Raw genomic sequence first — 20,110 nt, forward strand, 5'->3', positions numbered from 1 at the left:
CAAATTGGATTCAAATGTAGATTATTTTTTTGAGGAGGAGAGACATGCTTTACGTGTCTTTAATAGCAGCATTCGTTGCTTCCATTTTGTTAACTCCACTAGTTAAACGTTTAGCGTTTAGAATAGGTGCCGTTGACGCGCCAAACTATCGAAAAGTACATGCACGTATCATGCCAAGGCTCGGTGGTCTGGCAATTTTCCTTGCGTTTTTAATAGGTGTGGCGGTCTTACAGCCACAAAGTCAATATAGTTTAGCGATTATTATCGGAGCTTGTATTATCGTAGCAACAGGTGTTATTGATGATATGCGTGAAATATCAGCGAAGGCAAAAATGCTTGGTCAAATAATTGCCGCACTAATCGTTATTTTTGTGGGTGGTATTCAAATTGACTTCATTAACTTGCCATTTGGTGGGCAATTAGATTTTGGTTTTCTAAGTATTCCATTCACTATATTGTGGATTGTTGGTATTACGAATGCAATAAACTTAATTGATGGCTTAGACGGATTAGCTGCAGGCGTTTCTTCAATTGCACTTATTACTTTATCTGGTATGGCCTTTATAATGGGCGATATGTTCGTATTAGCCTTTGCAGCAATTTTAGCAGCAGCGACAATTGGTTTCTTATTTTATAATTTCCATCCAGCTAAAATCTTCATGGGAGATACTGGGGCATTATTTTTAGGCTTTATGATTTCTGTATTGGCTTTATTAGGATATAAAAACTTTACAATCATTTCGTTAATTATCCCAATTATTATGCTAGGTGTACCGATTTCTGATACATTCTTTGCAATTGTTCGTCGTTTACGTATGAAGAAAAAATGGTCTGACCCTGATAAATCCCATTTACACCATCGATTATTGGATATGGGCTTTACACATCGACAAACGGTACTAATTATTTATGGCATTGCAATGATGTTTGGTTTAGCTGCCATTATCTTCTCAATGGCAAAGTTATGGGGAGCCATTTTACTAATTACGGTCATCTTAATTGCTATCGAAATTTTCGTCGAAGTCATTGGACTTGCTGGTAAAAACTATAAACCGCTATTAAATTTCATGCGGATATTCAATAAATAACAAAAGAAAAACTGTAGACAAACTCGAATTTGAGTTCGTCTACAGTTTTTTTTCAGTAAAATATGGTTTTCGCGGGTAAAGTATCGTGAATCGCGGGTAAAACACTAGATTTCGCGGGTAAAACCTCATGTATCGCGGGTAAAATACCAGATTTCGCGGGTAATGAACCTCATACACAAAAAAGCCTTTCCGCTACCAAACTTTGATAGTGGAAAGGCTTTTTATTTTTTATTGTGCTGATTCGTTTGTTGAACGGTCATCGCCAGCCGCGTTGTCTGTATCAGTATTACTATTTGTTAAAGCAGAAGACGATTTTTTTCTTGCAAGGTGGTTGTTAAGAATTTCAGATACATCATCAACTGATTGTTGGTCTAATTGATAATAATAAACACCTGTAGACATATCGTCGTTACCTTCTAATGTTAATGAATCAATACGTGGCTTACCTTTTGTTAAATAAGACAGGAATGATTTCATTTCACTAAATGTCATATTTGTCTTCATGTTATCGCCGATTGCTTTAATGACATCGTCGTATTTTGTAATAGAATCAACAGATGCTACTTTATTTGTAATAGCCGTTAAAATTTCTTGTTGGCGTATACCGCGTTGGATATCGCTATCTTGCTTACGTGTACGTGCGAGGGCAAGTGCTTGACTACCGTTTAAATGCTGTAAACCTGGCTTGAGGTTGATTGTATTACGATCAAATTCATCTTTTTCATGTAGAGCATATGGTACTTCTGCTTCGATACCACCTAAAGCATCCACGACATCAATAAACGCATTGAAGTTCATGCGGACATAGTAATCAATCGGAACATCAAAAAGTTGTTCAACCGTTTCAATTGTCGAAAGTGTACCACCTAACGCATGGGCATGAGTAATTTTATCTTTATAGCCTACTGAAGGGATATAAACGTAAGAATCACGAGGGATACTTAACATTTTAATAGTTTTCGTAGTGTTGTTTAAAGTTGCAAGAATCAGTGCATCTGAGCGTGAGTTTTCAGAACCTTGCCCACGATTTTCACTATCATCGACACCGACAAATAAAATCGACACATTATCATTAACCGGTTCTACTTTTTCTTCTCGTAAAGCAGAGACATCTCGACCTTCTAATACTTCATGTGCTGAGTTGGCTGCGTGTTCAGCTTGCTTTGTAATATAAACACCATAGGCCGTAACGCAAATTAGTAAACTAGCAACTAGAAGTAATGCTACTTTTATAATCAAAGAAGCTTTAGAAGACCTCTTCTTCTTTTTTACATTCGTTCTTTTCATATATGGTATATTCTCCTCTTGATTTTGGGAATAATTATGCAATTGAGCTAAAATTTATTCAAATTAGCACATGGGCGTAATTGATTAAGTGAGCTCAATATTAAAATTATACTATGGACCTTCAGGATTAGACAATTAAAACTATTTATTTCACAATAAATTCGATAAATTGCGCGTGCTCAAAAGTGATTGTTGCTTGCCCATTCGTAAGTTCTGTTACCCAATGACGAAACTGATCTTCTTCCTCTTTTAACACCGAAACAATGATTTCGACACCTTCCAAGTAGTTAATTTCTTCTAAAGAATATCCAGAGTTGCGAATCTCATTTTCCACTTTTCCAAGCCATGTGTAGTCAATTGCAATTTTCATAAGGTGATGAAGTTTTCGTTCGACAACTTGTGCAGCGAGTAATCCCTCTGTCGTTGCTTTACCGTAAGCACGAATAAGACCGCCGCCGCCTAATTTTATGCCACCGAAGTAGCGTGTGACGACAACGACCGTATCCTTTAAGCCTTGCTTTTTTAAGACTTCTAACATAGGGACGCCAGCAGTGCCACTAGGTTCCCCATCATCATTCGCTTTTTGAATATGATCATGTTCACCGATAATATAGGCAGAGCAATTATGTGTCGCATTATGATGCATTTTTTTGATGCGCTCTATAAAAGTCATTGCATCCTCTTCGGTTTCAGCGCGTTCTATATAAGTAAGAAAGCGAGATTTAGATATTATAATTTCGCTTTCTCCGTAGCCTTTTACAGTTAAATAGTTCTCTCTCATAAGTGTCATTCTCCTTTAAAATAGGGTTGTATGCTATAAATTTCATAAAGAAAAAGCATTAATTTTTAGCATTGTGATGCTATAATAGGTTTAGACTTAGATTCTATGAAATTGGTCTTTCAAAATACTATGTGATAATAAGGACATTAGACTGGGGAGTACACAATGTTTTCAAATGATACCTTCGATTTAAAGTCGCTTGATGACGTATTCAATCGAATGTTAGAAACAATCATGAGCTCTAAAGATGATATTTTCATTATAAGTGAACAAAGCCGAAGAAGCTTTGAAGATATGCAACAAGAGCTAGAAATTGTTCGAAAACAAATTTCAACTGTCATCGATGAAGGCGATGCTTTAGAAAAAAGCACGCAGCTTGCTAAGCAAAGACTTGTGTTAGTGAGTAAAGCTTTTGATAATTATACCGAAGAACAAGTTAGAGATGCATATGAAACGGCACATGATTTTCAATTGAAGCTCTCCGTCATTAAAACACAAGAAAAGCAACTTCGCGACAAAAGAGATGATTTAGAGCGACGTTTAAGAGGCTTACTCGATACAATTGAACGTGCTGATCATATTGTCAATCAAGTAAATGTTATTTTAAATTATTTAACGTCTGATTTGAAAAATGTTGGATTAGCGCTTGAACAAGCGAAAATGAAGCAAGATTTTGGTATTCGAATCATCGCTGCACAAGAAGAAGAGCGAAAACGTTTATCAAGAGAAATTCATGATGGACCTGCTCAAATGATGGCCAATGTCTTAATGCGTACGGACTTAATAGAAAGAACGTATCGAGAGAAGGGCATAGAATACGCTTTGGCTGAAATTGCTGATTTGAAGAAAACTGTGCGTAATGCACTGTCAGAGGTGCGACGAATTATTTATGATTTACGACCTATGGCGCTGGATGATTTGGGCATTGTGCCGACATTAAAGAAATATTTGTCGACTGTGACCGAATATAATCCAGGAGTAGAAATTCATTTCCAGTCAAGAAGCACAGAACAACGTATTCCTTCAAATTACGAAGTATCCATTTTTCGCTTAGTGCAAGAATGTGTAACAAATGCCATGAAGCATGGGAAATGTAAGGATATTTGGGTAAAACTTGAATGGTTGAACAATGCAGTGAATGTTGTCGTGAAAGATGATGGCGTGGGGTTCGATCAAAAAGTTGTGAAAGATCATTCCTTTGGTATTTTAGGAATGCGGGAACGAATTGAAATATTAAATGGTACAATCTCAATTGAAAGTGAGATAAATCGAGGCACTACGGTATTATTTAAAATTCCGTTAGAAGTAGAGTAAAGAAGAGTGTTGCAGAATTTTAGGGGGTAAAGACTAATGACGAAGATTATTATTGTAGACGATCACCAACTATTCCGAGAAGGAGTGAAACGTATCTTAGATTTTGAGGATACGTTTGATGTAATTGCAGAAGGTGACGATGGCACAGATGTAGTAAATTTATATGCGGAAAATCAACCAGATGTTGTTTTAATGGATATAAATATGCCGGGGAAAAATGGTGTAGAGGCAACAGCAGATTTAATTACAGAATTTCCAGATGCTAAAGTCATCATGTTATCCATTCACGATGATGAAACATACGTAACTCATGCACTAAAATCAGGCGCTCTTGGCTATATGCTAAAAGAGATGGATGCAGACGAAATCGTGGAAGCGATTAAAGTAGTGGCAAATGGCGGCTCTTACTTACATCCTAAAGTAACTAAAAATTTAGTAGCAGAATTCCGTCGCCTGTCTGAGCATGAAAACAAAGGCAACTTCCATCAAACAGAAATTCGCCGTCCATTCCATTTATTAACAAAACGTGAATGCGAAGTTTTACAATTACTAACAGATGGACAATCTAACCGTACTATTGGTGAGACACTGTTTATTTCAGAAAAAACGGTAAAAAACCACGTTTCAAGCATTTTACAAAAAATGAACGTAAACGACCGTACACAAGCTGTTGTAACAGCTATTAAAAATGGTTGGGTTGAAGTACGATAATTGCATAGTAGTAATGAAGGCTGTTTTTAAAAGCTACTTTAAAAGATAAAGTAGTTTTTAAGACAGTTTTTTTATTATGCAACATTTTTATTGGAAAGACGTCTTTTAATGAAATAAGCACCTAAAAGTTGAAAATGCGCAACAAAATTCCTACTTAAGCATTTATATGCTACAATATTGCGCGGGAGGTTTTATGATGTTAAAGAAAAGTATTCTAGCAGTTTTAACCTTATTAGTGTTAACTGCCTGTGGCAATAAAGATGAAGATTTAACGGCAAAAGAGCGTGAAAAGGTAATTGAAGACGGTACGGTAGGCTTTGAAATGATGGGTGAAGAGGTTAAAAAAGCTTCAAATGTGCCGGCTGATGAGGAAAAAGCAATTTTAGCGGCGTTTGATGAATATATTGCCGCATTTAATGATGAAGAAATTGATCGTTATATGGACACGATATCTAAGGATCCAAAAGGGTTTAATTATGATGAAGAGAAAGTATTCGCAGATGAAGTATTTGCTCAATTTGATACGAAACGTGATGTAACAAATGTGACCATTGCAAAGTATAATGAGGATGAAGCGCAAGTATTTGCCAATATGACAACGCACTCTCTTCAAGTGCAAACAAACGTCGAACATGAAAGCGCTGGACGCCAAGTAACGGTATTTGTCAAAGAAGATGGAAAGTGGAAGGTAACGAGCGTCTTTTATATTGGAGATGATACTAAATCTAGCACGGGCAATCAATAAGGGGAAATTTTTCCCTTTACTATACATAGAAGATGAATGTGAAATGAACGCTAGATTTGAGCCTTATGGCAAAGTAAAGTTGAAATCTAGTGTATGTTACGGACTGAACTTGTAGTGAAAAAGTCAATTCCTGACGTCATTACGAGATTTCGTAATTCAATTCACATTCATTTCTTTTTGAGGTAAACTTGGAACATAGGAGAGTGGAAATGAATGAGGACGGCAATCGTAACAGACAGTACTGCATACCTTACGCCAGAAGAACGCGCGCGCTTAAACATTCGTATGATTCCGTTAAGTGTAAACATTTCAGGTGAGTTATTCGCAGAGGAAGTAGATATTACTGCATCTGAGTTTTATGATAAAGTACGGGGTGCAAAAGAATTCCCCAAAACAACTCAACCACCCATTGGTGAGTTTGCCTCACTCTTTGAAGAGTTGGCAAATGATTATGACGAAGTAATTTCCATTCATTTATCGAGTGGTATAAGTGGTACATATCAAGGTGCGGTCCAAGCAGGAGAAATGGTGAAAGGTATTGATGTGTACCCATTTGACAGCGAGATTTCTTGCGCTGTTCAAGGATTTTATGTGCTACGCGCGGCTGAAATGGCTGCGGAAGGTTGTTCAGCACAAGAAATACTAGCAGCATTAGCGGACATGCAGCAGTATATTCGTGCTTACTTCATTGTAGATGACTTAGCACACTTACAACGGGGAGGGCGTTTGTCTTCAGCAGCTGCATTAATCGGGGGCTTATTACAAGTAAAGCCTGTCTTACATTTTGTGGACAAGGTCATTGTACCGTTTGAAAAAATACGTACACGTAAGAAAGCACTAAAGCGGGCAGAAGAGTTATTGGCTGAAGATGCAAACAAGTATGACAAGATGGATGCTGTAGTTATTCACGGTAATTGCCAAAAAGAAGCCGAGGAATGGTTGGCACAACTTGCTACGACTTACCCGAACGTAAACTTTAAATTAAGCTATTTTGGACCTGTTATTGGCACACACTTAGGTGAAGGTGCAATGGGTCTTGGCTGGACAAAAAAATAATAGGTAAAAGTCTCTACAACTTGTTGTAGGGGCTTTTTTATTTGCTTGATAGGCGCAGAGCGCAGAGGGAGAATCGCCACTAAATTATGAAGGGTCGCCATTAAAATCATGCGAATCGTCACTAAAATCGGTAGAAACGCCAGTAATTAAGCAGAACCACAAGTAAAACCAACATGATAAAGAGAAAGGAGCAAGATACATGAACTATAATGGATGGCTGTTGCCTCCCGCATTACGAGACTTTCATGAGGGACGAATTTGGTTAAAGGAGCATACACCGTTTGCTAAAGATGATATGGAGCAGGCTATTAATAGAAAATACTTTTTTATAATAGAAGGTATTCAAAAAACACCACGATTAAGATGTAATCGTTGCTATAATGACAATCCACATGAATTTACTGGGTATGATTGCTCGAAATGTCTACAACGGTGCGTTTATTGCAGGCATTGCCTGAAGATGGGCAGAGTGAGCAGTTGCACACCATTGCTTATATGGAAAGGACCGAAGGCATGTCGAATCAAGCAGCATCCCCTTCAATGGACAGGGCAATTGACAGCACAACAACAACGAGCAGCCGATGAACTACTAGAAAGTGTAATAGCAGGAAAATCCCATTTGTTGAATGCAGTATGTGGAGCTGGTAAGACAGAGTTGCTCTTTCAGTCTGTACATTATGCGTTAGAAAAAGGGTTACGAGTGTGCATTGCCGCACCGCGTACAGATGTAGTATTGGAGTTATTCCCGCGCTTTCAAAAAGCTTTTCCACAAACTATTGTCCATGCGTACTATAGTGGGGCGCCAAAGCAGCATGGTTATGCACAGCTAATTCTAGCAACGACTCATCAACTGTATCGTTTCGAACGGGCGTTTGATGTCATGATTGTTGATGAAGCGGATGCATTTCCTTATGCATATGATGCAACATTAGAAAGAGCAGTGCAAAAAGCTAAAACAATTGATGCACCAATATACTTTATTACAGCTACACCTTCTCAATCATTAATTAATCAATATAAAAACAGTTATTCTTTTATCCCAAATCGATACCATCACAAGCCATTGCCCGTGCCATATTTTTGTTCGCTATGGGGCTATGAAAAAAATATAAAGCGAGGGAAACTTCCTCGAAAACTCAAAGCATGGACTGAAGAACGACTTGCGAAAAATGAGCCATTTCTTATATTTTTCCCGACAGTAGAACTGCTAAATCTAGCTACACCACTGTTTCAGAGGATACATGCAAATATATTAGCAGTACATGCTAAAGATCCAGAGAGAAAACAAAAAGTACTACAGTTACGCGATGGAAAAATTCCTGGATTACTAACGACAACCATTTTAGAACGAGGTATTACGATAAAAAATGTACAAGTTGCTGTTGTTGGAGCAGAGTCAACAATCTTTACAGCGAGCGCACTTATTCAAATTGCGGGACGTGTAGGAAGGCATGCCTCTTATACGAATGGGGAAGTTGTTTTATTTCATCATGGAGTGACTTTGGCAATGGATGAAGCTCGACAGAAGATTTTAGCTAACAATAAAGAGGGTTCAAACAATGAATAAAATAGATAAGTTTTGTTTATTATGTGCACAGCCATTACACTTTGCACCTTCTTGGCAAACACTTTTATTAAGATGCTTTCCACCATGTATTTGTGAAAAGTGTAAAGCGCAATTTGCACGTTCTACTTCAGCAACGGCACTTTATCAATATAATGATGCAATGAAAGCATTTTTACATCAATATAAATTTCTACAAGATGTTGCACTTGCTAAAGTATTTCGACAGGAGTTACATGCACACTTTAAACAGGAAAAGGCGATAATTATACCCATTCCTATGCATCCTATGAAGCAAAAAGAACGTACCTTTTCCCATACGGAGGAGCTTCTAAAAGCAGCTAATATCTCCTTTACTCAACTTCTAGAAAAAGTAACAGTAGAAACACAAAGTTCAAAAAATAGAGAGCAGCGTATACAATCAGCGCCGCTTTTTCGTCTAATACCAGAAGCCCAAGTTAAGCGTAAAGATTACCTTCTTTTTGACGATATTAAAACTACAGGGACAACACTACGGCATGCCAAACAAGTTTTACTAGAAGCAGGGGCCCGAAATGTTCGAACCTTCACTTTAATTAATGGATGAAAATGCTAAAACATCATGTATAATAGATTACGAATTTAGGATTCGTACAATTAGATAGTGATCATGGCAAGAGGAGGAAGAAAAGATGGCTGAGGTTCGAAATTGCCCAAAGTGTAATGAATTTTTTAATTATACAGGGGTCAGAGAAGTATGTCATAAATGTGCACAATCTGAAGAGGAATTATATCAAATTGTTTATCGATTTTTACGCAAGCGTGAAAATCGCGCTGCGACAGTAGAACGAATTGTTGAAGCAACTGGTGCTGAAGAAGATTTATTATATAAATGGGTGCGCAAAGGTCGTTTACAGCCTGCAATGTTTCCAAACTTAGGCTATCCATGTGATAACTGCGGCCATTTAACGACAACGGGAAAATTATGTACAAAATGCCAAGATGAATTAAAGGCAGAACTTCGCACATTTGAGGCAGCGAAGGAGTTTCGTGAAAGTGTGGAACAACGTGATAAAGTAACTTATCATGCTGACCGCAAAAAATAATGTTGACATCACGTCAATTTTCGTGAAATGCGCAATAAAGATAAATTTTACACCTTACAAGATGGTTGATAAGCGAAAGTGTGTTAATTTTAAACAAAATTAGCACACTTTTTTATATTTGAAAACTTAACATTGTTGGAGACAATCCGAAATAATAGTAAGATAAGCTTTTAAGATAGGGGGATGAACATGAAAATCACATCTTATGGTGTTAATGCAGTAAATGCCTATAAAAATCAAGTACGCAATGTGAAATCTGATACAAATAAAGCGTCATTTGCTGACAAAATTGAAATTTCAAAAGCCGCTCAGAACATGCAAGGTGTTACTACTTACAGTGCAGAACGTGCAGAGCGTGTGCAACAGTTAAAGGCAGATATTGATTCTGGAGAATATAAGGTCAATGCGCGTAAAGTTGCTGAAGATATGCTGAAATACTATCGTTTCTAGGAAATAACAGAAAGGGTGTTTAGCAAAATGTCTGTAGAGACGATTTGTTCTACATTAACAAAGCTAGAAAGAATGCATAAAAGCTTGCTCGAACTAGCTTATAAAAAAACAGAAATCATAAAAACTGGCGATATGAAAGCACTTGACCAAATGCTCAAGGATGAGCAGGCGCATGTAGCGGCTATCGATAAGCTCGAGCAACAGCGTCAGATACAGGTAACACAATACCTAGGAGCAAAGGGAGTTGCGTCCACTGACAAAATGACTGTCGCTGATGTCATCGAAGCTGCTGAACAAGATGCTGAAAAAGACACACTATCAGCTGTTCGCAATCGACTCATGTCAATTATTAATGATTTACGCAAACAAAATGAACTCAATCAAAAATTAGTATTTCAATCATTGCAATTCGTCAATCTGACATTAGATGCGCTACGTCCGCGTCCTGAGCAAATGAATTATTCGGGGCGTGAAGTGCGCGGTACGAATACAATGGCAAAAAAATCGTACTTCGATTCTCAAGCATAATTTTATTAAAACGTTATTAAAGGGAGGAACAAGAATGCGCTCAACATTTATGGGCTTAGAAACAAGTAGAAGCGGTTTATTTACACAGCAATCAGCTCTCTATACAACAGGTCATAATATTTCGAATGCCAATACACTTGGCTACTCACGTCAACGAGTAAACATGCAAGCTACACCAGGGTTTCCAACAGCAGGTTTAAATACACCAAATTACCCTGGCCATATGGGAACAGGGGTAGAAACTGGTTCCATTCAACGCATTCGCGACGAGTTTATCGATCGACAATTCCGTCAAGAAACGAATAAATTAGGTTACTGGGAATCACGTTCAAATGCTATTTCTCAAATGGAAGATATTATGGATGAACCATCTAAATTTGGTTTGAACGCAGCATTGGAACAGTTTTGGAAAGGTCTACAAGATGTAAGTACAGCTCCAGAAAACGCGGCATCACGTAAAGTGGCAATTGAGCGTGCCAATCACTTAGCTCAATCCTTTAACTATATGGATACGCAACTAAAGACGATTCAAGGCAACATAGGTAACGAAATTAGTGTGTCGACAAATCGCATCAACTCATTACTAAAGCAAATTGCTTCCATTAATAAGCAAGTGCAAGAGGTTGAACCAAATGGTCATGTACCGAATGATTTATATGATGCACGCGATGTGTTAATCGATGAATTAAATAGTTACATCCCAGTTTCAGTTGAACGTGTTCCTTCAGGAGGGCTTGCTTCTAGTGTAGCTGAAGGTAGTGTGACGGTTATTTTTAAGCCATATGGCACAAATACAGAAATTAAATTAGTTAATGGTAAAGATGCTGCGAATATTGAAGTCAACAGTGGTACTACACAAATTGATGGTACAAATTTAGCGAATCTTTTTACAAACATTAAAGTAAACGGCACAGGTACAACAGATTCAGGAACGATTACATATGACCAGTTAGAGCCTGGCAAAGGTAAATTACTATCTGTAATTGATTCATACGGTTATGAAAGTGCAACAGGTCCTAAAGGCTATTATCCTGAAACGATGGCTAACATTGACAAATTGGCTTCGGAATTTGCCAATGTCTTTAATGCAATGCATAAGCAAGGATTCGATTTCACTGGTGCTCAAAGCACACTCGATTTCTTTGAACCGATTGATAATACAAAACCATTGTCAGCAGGCAATATTAAAGTAAATGATGCGCTTATTAAAGATTCATCGAAATTGGCAGCTTCTACAGGAGCAAATGAAGAAGGGAACGGCAAATGGGCACTTGAACTGTCGAATATCCAGTCAAAGGTTCAAGCGAATTTAGATGGCGCAACATTTAAGTCATTCTATCAAGGAATTATTGGGAAGCTAGGTGTTGATGGAGAAGAAGCAGCACGTTTAAACGGAACTTCTGAAACATTGCTTGTGACAATCGGTAATAATCGTGCTGCAATTACTTCCGTATCGCTGGATGAAGAAATGACCAATATGATTACATTCCAACAAGCGTATAACGCCAATGCTCGAATGATTACTGTCGTTGATGAAACATTAGACAAAATTATTAACGGCATGGGTCGTGTAGGAATCTAAACGAATCTAGTTTGACAAAAAGAAAGGAGCTTTTACAAACATGCGCGTAACACAATCTATGTTATCGAATAACATGCTTCTGAACTTAAATAATAACTATGGAAAACTGTCGAAGCTACAAAATCAAATAAACTCAGGCTCTAAAATTACAAGACCATCGGATGACCCTGTTGTAGCAGTAAAAGGTATGGGCTATCGACGTGATTTAGGACAAGTTGAACAATATTCGCGAAATATGAATGAAGTAAATAACTGGCTAGATACATCTGATGAGTCATTAAATCAAGTAGGCGAACAGATGAAGCGAGTACGAGAGCTTGTTATTCAAGCAGCGAACGATACAAATTCAGCTGATGAAAGAGCAAAAATTAAAGCTGAAATTGATCAAATTCGCAACCAAATTCAAGATATTGGTAACACTAAAGTGGGTGATCGTTATATCTTTAGCGGTACAAAGACAGGCCAACCACTATTTTTAAATGGGGCAATTAACACAGCGAACGTCAATACGGAAGATGTGAAAATTGAAGTATATGATGGCATTCAAATGACCGTAAATACTGCTGGCAAAGATTTATTTAAAAGTGTTGATGACATGATGGGAGAAATTTCTGGACTGTTAGATCCAAATAGAGTTCCACTCGCTACAGCGGATGAAATAAGTTCAACATTAGGTGGCTTGACTGGCACAAGTACAAATGATGATATTACAATGATGCATAGTAAAATTCTCGAAGCACAAGCCGATGTGGGGGCACGCCAAAATCGCGTAGAATTAATGGAAAATCGCTTATCAATTCGTGAAGTTAGCGTGACAAAGCAATTATCGAATAACGAAGATGTCGATTATGCAAAAGCTATTACACAAATGGTAACATCAGAATCAATTCATCAGGCATCATTGTCTGTTGGCTCTAAAATTATTCAGCAAACTTTAGTCGATTTTATTAGATAATATATTAGCATTAGTTTTTCGCTATAAAATCTAAGCGTTTGAACATTTTGTTCAGACGCTTTTCTTGAAAGGAGAGACATAGATGAAACTCCCACAAATCCAAATCCGTACAACTGACGCACAAATTGATCTTAATATTGCTAAGCCACAACAATATATTAAACAGCCAAGAGCTACCCAGCATATTGAACAGCCAGCTGCAACACTTGAGATTCATACAACACGCAGTGTATTGAAAATTGATTCGTCTCAAGCAAGACGTGACCTAGGACTAATTGGACCATTAGAATCAATTGCTAATTATGCACAAAAGGGCAAACAAGAAGCATTGAAGGGAATGGCACGTAGAGCAAGAGAAGGGCGACAAATGATGGAGAGTGCAGGTAAAGATCAAGGTAGAGCAACCATCCAAAATATCGCCAAACAAAATCATGGACCCCACCGTGTGCAATTTAATATAAAATTTGTACCTTCAATTGGCTCTGTTAAAATTAACTATACACCAGGCATAACCGACATCAATATCCAACGTAGAGAACCAATAATTGACGCACAAGTGAATAAACCAATCCATGAATACACACCAGGGAAAGTAACTGGTACAATGATACAAAGACCAGATGTTGACATTGATGTCATCATTTAAAGGAGTGCGTGGAAATAATGATAATTACTACAAAATTTTTAGGCGAAGTGGAAATTGATGAGCAAGACATACTCACTTTTAAACAAGGGTTGCTCGGATTAGAAGACTATAAGAAATTTATACTAATACCTATCTCAGAAGAACATCCATTAGTATTGTTGCAATCAGTTGAACATAAAGAAATAGGCTTTGTTGTTGCATATCCATTCGCTTTTAAAAAAGACTATAGCTTTGATTTAAGTGAAGAGGATATTGAACAACTACAAATTGAAAATGAACAAGACGTTCTAACTTATGCTGTTGTCACAATGAAGGAAACATTAAAGGATTCTACTATTAATTTACTTGCTCCATTAGTGATTAATTTAAAAGGAAAATGTGGTAAGCAAATAGTTCTGCAAGATAATAAATCTTATCCATTACGTTATCCACTGCAAGCATTGGAAGGAAGTGCTAAATAATGCTAGTACTTTCACGTAAAAAAGATGAATCCATTATGATTGGCGACCAAATTGAAATAAAGATTTTAGCAGTTGAAGGTGAACAAATAAAGTTAGGTATCGTTGCACCTAAAACAGTTAAGGTACATCGTTCTGAAGTTTTTGAAGCCATTCAAGCTCAAAACAAAGAAGCTCTAACTGCTTCATCTAGTTTTTTGGAACAACTAAAGAAAAAATAAAAAACCTTCTATTCTATAAGAAACCCAATCTTATAATTTATTACATAAAAAAATAAAAAAACTTTCGTAAAAACTATTAAACATTTCCAACTAGATACGATATATAGATTGTAAGGCGCGGGAAGTACATACATACTACCTAAACCGACAATATTCCACACGGATGTGGGATAACAAAAAACAAACATTCAAGGAGGAATTCCAAATGAGAATTCAACACAACATTTCAGCATTAAACACACACCGTAACTTAGCTTTCAACAACTCTCAATCAGCTAAAAACCTTGAGAAATTATCTTCAGGTTACAAAATCAACCGTGCTGGTGATGACGCTGCTGGTTTAGCAATCTCTGAAAAAATGCGCGCTCAAATCAAAGGTCTTGACATGGCTTCAAAAAACTCTCAAGACTCTATCTCTTTAATCCAAACTGCTGAGGGTGCTCTTAACGAAACACACGCAATTCTACAACGTATGCGTGAATTAGCAGTACAATCTCGTAACGATACAAACGAAAACACTGACCGTGCGTTCTTACAAGATGAAGTTAAACAATTAAAAGACGAAATCGATCGTATTGCTAACACTACAGAGTTCAACGAAAAGAAACTATTAAGCGGTAAATTCTCTGGTGGTACTAACTCTTTAACATTCCAAATTGGTGCTAACGAAGGCCAAACTATGAAATTACAAATTGGAAACATGCAAGTTAAATCTTTATCTACAAGCTTAACAAATGCATCAGTTTCTACTGGTTCTAAAGCAAGTTATGCAATCAACACAATTGATGACGCAATCAAAAAAGTTTCTACTCAACGTTCTGCATTAGGTGCTGTTCAAAACCGTTTAGAGCACACAATCAACAACTTAGGTGCTGCTTCTGAAAATTTAACAGCTGCTGAATCTCGTATTCGTGATACAGATATGGCTGCAGAAATGATGGCGTTCACTAAGAACAATATCTTAACTCAAGCTGCACAATCTATGTTAGCTCAAGCTAACCAACAACCACAAGGCGTTCTTCAATTATTACAATAATTGATACAGTAAACCCGTGTTTCTTTGAAACACGGGTTTTTTTATTTTGGCATTTACTTGAACTTGAGGAGGGGCTAGACATCAAAGTTAGACATTAGAATAAGACTATCACTAGTAAATAGTAACCATTAACGCAAGAGTATAGGAGAGTCGAAGTTAGCTTTTGAACATAAAGTAATGAGTATTTTTAATATTTTCTTGAGAAAATATAAGTGTGCAGAAAAATTAAATTTTTGAAGGCGAGAGTGTAGATAACATTGTTTTTCTTTAAAATTGATTTCTTTTGTCGATATAGTGTATAGAGGTGAAATCCATGATTTTAGAAGATTATAAAGTTGAAACGATTTCTACAAGCTCAGGCTTAGATACTTTAAAAGTTAATGGGTATTTATTACATAGCAAGTTTAATCCTTTAAAAGAAAGCGAAAAAATTATAGAAAAAAATTATAAACCAGGATATGTTCATGTGATTTTTGGCTATGGTTTAGGCTATATTGTGCAATCTTTTTTAGAAAAGATGGAAGGCGACGATAAATTAGTAATTATTGAACCGTTATTTGATGTGGAGCTTGAGCACGATAATGTAATTGTTCTATCAAATATCCAAAATATAGAGGACTTAAAGCAACCATTATATAGTGCGATTTCAATAGTTGATAAATTCCATATTATTTGTTCACCAAATTATGACAAAGTATTCCCTCAATTTTATAAAGACTTTTTAAAATTACTGAAAGATAATTTAACAGTAGCTAAAGTGAATGAAAATACAATTATGTATTATGGAGAGCAGTGGCAAAAAAATTATATTATGAATTTAGAATATGCAGTACAAGACAGCTCCATTTTAAAATTAAAAGATAAATATAGTTGTCCTGTTGTCGTTGCTTCTGGTGGACCATCGCTTTCAAAACAATTAGCTACATTAAAAACATATAGAAAAAATATAGTTTTGATAGCAGCAGGATCTACCATTAATTCTTTAGTCAGCGAGGGAATTGAACCAGATTATGTTATTTCCATTGACGGTGCAGCGATAAACTATGAGCATTATAAAAAAATAACATTTAAAAATACAAGTTTTGTTTATACAATGTCAAGTTTCCCAAAAATAAGAGAATGTTTTGATACCGAATGCTTTTTTGCTCTATCTCCAACAGACCGAACTTTGCAAGAACACTTAAGTAAAATAACTAACCAAGAGTCTATTATTTTGGCAGGAGGAGGCTCCTGTGCCCATTATGCCTTAACGCTAGCATTATATTTAACAAGTGGCCCCATCACCTTAATTGGTCAAGATTTAGCTTATACAAATAATAAAACTCATGCCGACAATAATGTAAGGGTGCAGGAAATTAATAGAGAAGAAATGCTCAATACGGGTGGAATTCTTGTAGATGGATATAATGGTGGCAAAGTATTAACAGATTATCCTTTCCTAGGTATGAAAGAAACTTTTGAACGCATTATCTCTGTGTCTGAGGATAAAGATAGAGTTTTTAATAGTACTGAAGGTGGAGCGAAAATTAAAGGTTTTAGTCAATTTTCATTTAAAGAATTTTGTGAAAAGTATTGTAATGAAGTAGTTGCTGTTTCAACATCAATAAAAAAAGAAAATAACGAAGATAAAATACTACTGCTAAAAAAGCAAATACAAGATGAGATAGAAGCATATAAAACGTTAAAAAAATTATTAGAAGCAAATGAAAAACTAATTCTAAAAAATACTTCGAAAATTGCTTTTTCTAAATCAATTTTGAAAAAATTAGATGAAAATGATAATGAATTTGAAGATTTGGCTAAAAAAACAGCCTTAACATTAAGTTTAGATCCTATAAAAATTTCTGTCCTTAAAAACTTTAAGCCGGAAGCTAATGAAAGTGCAGAAGATTCTTATAAGAGAGTCAAACTGCAAAGCCTAACTCTTTATAGAGAAATGAATAAAGCGGTAGATAATATTATTGACTATGCTAATATATTGTTAGAAAAAATAAACCAATAGTGAGGGAAATAAATGAGCAATTTAATTGAAGATATTATTATTAGTTACAATGAATATTTAGATAGAATTCCAAATGGCATAAACCAAATTATTGAAAATTTAAGAGATGATAATATTGGAGATGCACTATCTCTAATATTGGAATTTAGTGAAGGAATACAATGGTTAAGTCAAGTAAATGCTCATTTAATGGCAAATGGCTATGATTCAAATTTAGATGAAAATGTACTAAAGCGCACATATATAGAATTAAATGAAGGCTTAGAAATAAAAGACTTTTTATTAGTGGCAGATTTATTTGAATATGAAATAGGTCCATACTTTGAAAAATTAAATATTATTGAATATCGTAAGTAAGTACGGCGCTATTATAAATTATAAGTCTTGTAAATTAGACATAAATCTTTACAAAAACGAAATGAAAAAACATAAAAAGGTGTATGGAACATGAAAAGTAAAATCTTAGTGACCGGAGCGGATGGCTTCATAGGCTCGCATTTAACAGAAACATTAGTACGACAAGGTTATGATGTTCGTGCATTTGTTTATTATAATTCTTTTAATTCATGGGGCTGGTTAGATCAGTCTTCGGCCGAAATTAAATCATCATTGGATGTATTTTCAGGAGATATTCGTGATCCTTATGGTGTAAAAGAAGCGATGAAGGGGTGCACGCATGTCCTTAATTTAGCAGCTTTAATTGCAATTCCATATTCCTATCATTCTCCAGCAACTTATGTTGATACAAATGTGACAGGGACTTTAAATGTTGTACAAGCTGCGAAAGAATTAGGTGTAGAAAAGGTAGTTCACACTTCTACAAGTGAAGTATATGGAACAGCGTTGTATGTACCAATTGATGAAGAACATCCATTACAAGGACAATCACCCTATTCTGCTTCAAAAATAGGTGCTGATCAAATGGCTTTGTCATTTTATCGCTCATTTGACACACCTGTATCAATTATTCGTCCGTTTAATACATATGGACCACGCCAATCTGCTCGCGCCGTTATACCGACCATCATCAGTCAGCTAGCAAGTGGCAAAACAAATATTAAGCTTGGAGCTATAAGCCCTACACGCGATTTTAACTATGTAAAGGATACTGTTAACGGTTTTATATCTGTTATGAATGCTACTAGTTCAATTGGTGAAGTCATTAATATCGGATCAAATTATGAGGTTTCTATTGGTGAAACTGCACAAATGATTGCAGATATTATGGGTGTAGATTTAACGATTGAAACGGATGAACAACGTTTACGTCCTGAAAAAAGTGAAGTTGAACGTCTTTGGGCTGAGAACAAAAAGGCAAAGGAACTACTTGGATGGGAACCGCAATTTGGTGGCAAGGAAGGTTTCCGACGAGGTCTTGAAGAAACGATAGAATGGTTTACAAATCCTAAAAATTTATCTCAATATAAGGCAGATGTTTATAATATATGAATAATCAATGGTTGGAATTTGCAGATAATGTAAAGAGATTTTATGGAAAAGAATTTGTGCCTTTACATGAGCCTACATTCAATGATAAAGAAGTAGAATATGTGACAGATTGTGTCAAAACAGGCTGGGTATCCTCAGTTGGAGCCTATGTAAATCGGTTTGAGGAGGATTTAGCAAAATTTGTCGGTGTTAAACGTGCAGTTGCTGTTGTAAATGGTACAGCTGCGCTACATATTGCATTAAAGGTTGCAGGTGTAAAAGCGGAAGATGAAGTGTTAATGCCTTCACTTACATTTATTGCAACAGCTAATGCTGTGTCATATTTAGGTGCAGTTCCCCATTTTATAGATGTTTCCATTAATACATTAGGTGTTGATGCAGATAAATTAAAAATCTACTTAGAACAAATTGGAAAACTACAAAACAATCAGCTTTATAATAGAGAAACAGGAAGACGTATTTCAGCACTTGTACCGATGCATACATTTGGCCATGCAGCAGACATAGAGGGCTTACTTAAAGTATGTGAAATGTATAATTTGACGCTTGTGGAAGATGCAGCAGAGTCGTTAGGTTCATATTATAACGGAAAACACACAGGTAGCTTTGGAAAAGTTAGTGCATTGAGCTTTAACGGCAATAAAATAATGACAACTGGTGGTGGCGGTGCGATTGTGACAGATGACGATGCACTAGCTGATTATGCAAAACATTTAACAACGACTGCTAAAATACCCCATCGTTGGGCATATGAGCACGATGAAATCGGATTTAATTACCGTATGCCGAATATAAACGCAGCCTTAGGCTGTGCGCAATTAGAAAAAATGACCTTGTTTATCCAACAAAAACGTGAATTAACAAAGAACTATGAGCAATGGTTAGCAGGTATAGAGGGTGTCCAATTATTTAAAGAGCCTGCAAATACTAGAAGTAATTATTGGCTACAAACTATTCTACTTGATGAGCAGTTTAATCGTGATGAAGTGTTGGACTTTTTAAATGAGCAAGGTGTAATGAGTCGTCCTATTTGGAATCCAATGCATCACTTAGCAATTTATCAAAACTGTCCAAAATCAGATTTAAGTGTGACAGACCAGTTAAATAGAAGTGTTGTCAATATTCCTAGCACACCAATAAGTGAGGGATAAT

Annotated in this window: 22 protein-coding genes; 20 read left to right on the top strand and 2 right to left on the bottom strand. The window is 36.2% G+C overall.

Translation table 11 applies throughout. The features are described from left to right. Positions 1-44: 44 nt before the first annotated feature. Complete coding sequence (locus MKY08_RS02825; RefSeq protein ID WP_069510686.1) at positions 45-1,088, top strand: MraY family glycosyltransferase; 1,044 nt, start codon at positions 45-47, stop codon at positions 1,086-1,088. Between the two features lie 228 nt (positions 1,089-1,316). Here MKY08_RS02825 and MKY08_RS02830 read toward each other — a convergent pair whose 3' ends face one another. Then, positions 1,317-2,375: an LCP family protein gene (locus MKY08_RS02830; RefSeq protein WP_069510685.1), complete on the bottom strand. Its 1,059-nt coding sequence runs from the start codon at positions 2,373-2,375 to the stop codon at positions 1,317-1,319. Between the two features lie 145 nt (positions 2,376-2,520). Beyond that, entirely contained in the window at positions 2,521-3,156 is a 636-nt protein-coding gene (locus MKY08_RS02835) for a YigZ family protein (protein WP_069510683.1), read from the bottom strand. 165 nt (positions 3,157-3,321) lie between these two features. Between MKY08_RS02835 and MKY08_RS02840 the strand changes: the two genes are divergently transcribed. The 19 genes from MKY08_RS02840 to MKY08_RS02930 all read left to right on the top strand — a co-directional run bounded on the left by MKY08_RS02840 (position 3,322) and on the right by MKY08_RS02930 (position 20,109). After that, positions 3,322-4,470 (top strand): sensor histidine kinase, encoded by a 1,149-nt coding sequence (locus MKY08_RS02840; protein ID WP_069510682.1) that lies wholly within the window; start codon positions 3,322-3,324, stop codon positions 4,468-4,470. Between the two features lie 36 nt (positions 4,471-4,506). Further along, positions 4,507-5,181 (top strand): response regulator transcription factor, encoded by a 675-nt coding sequence (locus MKY08_RS02845; RefSeq protein WP_024362464.1) that lies wholly within the window; start codon positions 4,507-4,509, stop codon positions 5,179-5,181. 196 nt (positions 5,182-5,377) lie between these two features. After that, positions 5,378-5,926, top strand: a complete 549-nt coding sequence (locus MKY08_RS02850) for a nuclear transport factor 2 family protein (RefSeq protein ID WP_024362465.1) — start codon at positions 5,378-5,380, stop codon at positions 5,924-5,926. 213 nt (positions 5,927-6,139) lie between these two features. After that, entirely contained in the window at positions 6,140-6,982 is an 843-nt protein-coding gene (locus tag MKY08_RS02855) for a DegV family protein (protein ID WP_069510680.1), read from the top strand. Between the two features lie 199 nt (positions 6,983-7,181). After that, complete coding sequence (locus MKY08_RS02860) at positions 7,182-8,549, top strand: helicase-related protein (protein ID WP_069510678.1); 1,368 nt, start codon at positions 7,182-7,184, stop codon at positions 8,547-8,549. Continuing rightward, positions 8,542-9,132 carry a phosphoribosyltransferase family protein gene (locus MKY08_RS02865; protein ID WP_069510676.1) on the top strand — a complete coding sequence of 197 codons (591 nt, stop codon included), beginning with the start codon at positions 8,542-8,544 and terminating at the stop codon, positions 9,130-9,132. Before MKY08_RS02860 ends, MKY08_RS02865 begins: the two co-directional genes overlap by 8 nt. An 85-nt stretch (positions 9,133-9,217) precedes the next feature. Further along, on the top strand, positions 9,218-9,631 hold the full coding sequence (locus MKY08_RS02870; protein WP_069510674.1) for a TIGR03826 family flagellar region protein: 414 nt from the start codon (positions 9,218-9,220) through the stop codon (positions 9,629-9,631). A 189-nt stretch (positions 9,632-9,820) separates the two neighbouring features. Beyond that, on the top strand, positions 9,821-10,081 hold the full coding sequence (gene flgM / locus MKY08_RS02875) for a flagellar biosynthesis anti-sigma factor FlgM (protein ID WP_024362470.1): 261 nt from the start codon (positions 9,821-9,823) through the stop codon (positions 10,079-10,081). Positions 10,082-10,108: 27 nt separating this feature from the next. Continuing rightward, the gene (locus MKY08_RS02880; protein ID WP_069510671.1) at positions 10,109-10,609 is read left to right on the top strand and encodes a flagellar protein FlgN; all 501 of its coding nucleotides are present in this window, start codon (positions 10,109-10,111) and stop codon (positions 10,607-10,609) included. Positions 10,610-10,643: 34 nt separating this feature from the next. Beyond that, positions 10,644-12,191, top strand: coding sequence for a flagellar hook-associated protein FlgK (flgK, locus tag MKY08_RS02885; RefSeq protein ID WP_069510669.1), 1,548 nt, complete (start codon positions 10,644-10,646; stop codon positions 12,189-12,191). Positions 12,192-12,231: 40 nt separating this feature from the next. Beyond that, complete coding sequence (gene flgL / locus MKY08_RS02890) at positions 12,232-13,146, top strand: flagellar hook-associated protein FlgL (protein WP_069510667.1); 915 nt, start codon at positions 12,232-12,234, stop codon at positions 13,144-13,146. Positions 13,147-13,228: 82 nt separating this feature from the next. Then, positions 13,229-13,792, top strand: a complete 564-nt coding sequence (locus MKY08_RS02895) for a DUF6470 family protein (protein ID WP_069510666.1) — start codon at positions 13,229-13,231, stop codon at positions 13,790-13,792. 17 nt (positions 13,793-13,809) lie between these two features. Next, a complete protein-coding gene (gene fliW / locus MKY08_RS02900) occupies positions 13,810-14,253 on the top strand; it encodes a flagellar assembly protein FliW (protein WP_069510664.1) in 444 nt (147 codons plus the stop codon). Continuing rightward, on the top strand, positions 14,253-14,471 hold the full coding sequence (gene csrA, locus MKY08_RS02905; protein ID WP_069510662.1) for a carbon storage regulator CsrA: 219 nt from the start codon (positions 14,253-14,255) through the stop codon (positions 14,469-14,471). The genes fliW and csrA overlap by 1 nt, the downstream gene beginning before the upstream one ends. A gap of 205 nt (positions 14,472-14,676) precedes the next feature. Further along, positions 14,677-15,507: a flagellin gene (locus MKY08_RS02910; RefSeq protein WP_069510660.1), complete on the top strand. Its 831-nt coding sequence runs from the start codon at positions 14,677-14,679 to the stop codon at positions 15,505-15,507. Between the two features lie 313 nt (positions 15,508-15,820). Then, positions 15,821-17,509 (top strand): 6-hydroxymethylpterin diphosphokinase MptE-like protein, encoded by a 1,689-nt coding sequence (locus MKY08_RS02915; RefSeq protein WP_069510658.1) that lies wholly within the window; start codon positions 15,821-15,823, stop codon positions 17,507-17,509. 12 nt (positions 17,510-17,521) lie between these two features. Then, on the top strand, positions 17,522-17,866 hold the full coding sequence (locus MKY08_RS02920; RefSeq protein WP_069510656.1) for a hypothetical protein: 345 nt from the start codon (positions 17,522-17,524) through the stop codon (positions 17,864-17,866). A 90-nt stretch (positions 17,867-17,956) separates the two neighbouring features. Further along, positions 17,957-18,958: an NAD-dependent 4,6-dehydratase LegB gene (locus MKY08_RS02925; protein WP_069510654.1), complete on the top strand. Its 1,002-nt coding sequence runs from the start codon at positions 17,957-17,959 to the stop codon at positions 18,956-18,958. Next, positions 18,955-20,109 (top strand): LegC family aminotransferase, encoded by a 1,155-nt coding sequence (locus MKY08_RS02930; protein WP_069510652.1) that lies wholly within the window; start codon positions 18,955-18,957, stop codon positions 20,107-20,109. Before MKY08_RS02925 ends, MKY08_RS02930 begins: the two co-directional genes overlap by 4 nt. Position 20,110: the final 1 nt, after the last annotated feature.

The sequence above is a fragment of the Lysinibacillus sp. FSL M8-0337 genome (assembly GCF_038593855.1).
GTDB lineage: Bacteria > Bacillota > Bacilli > Bacillales_A > Planococcaceae > Lysinibacillus > Lysinibacillus sphaericus_D.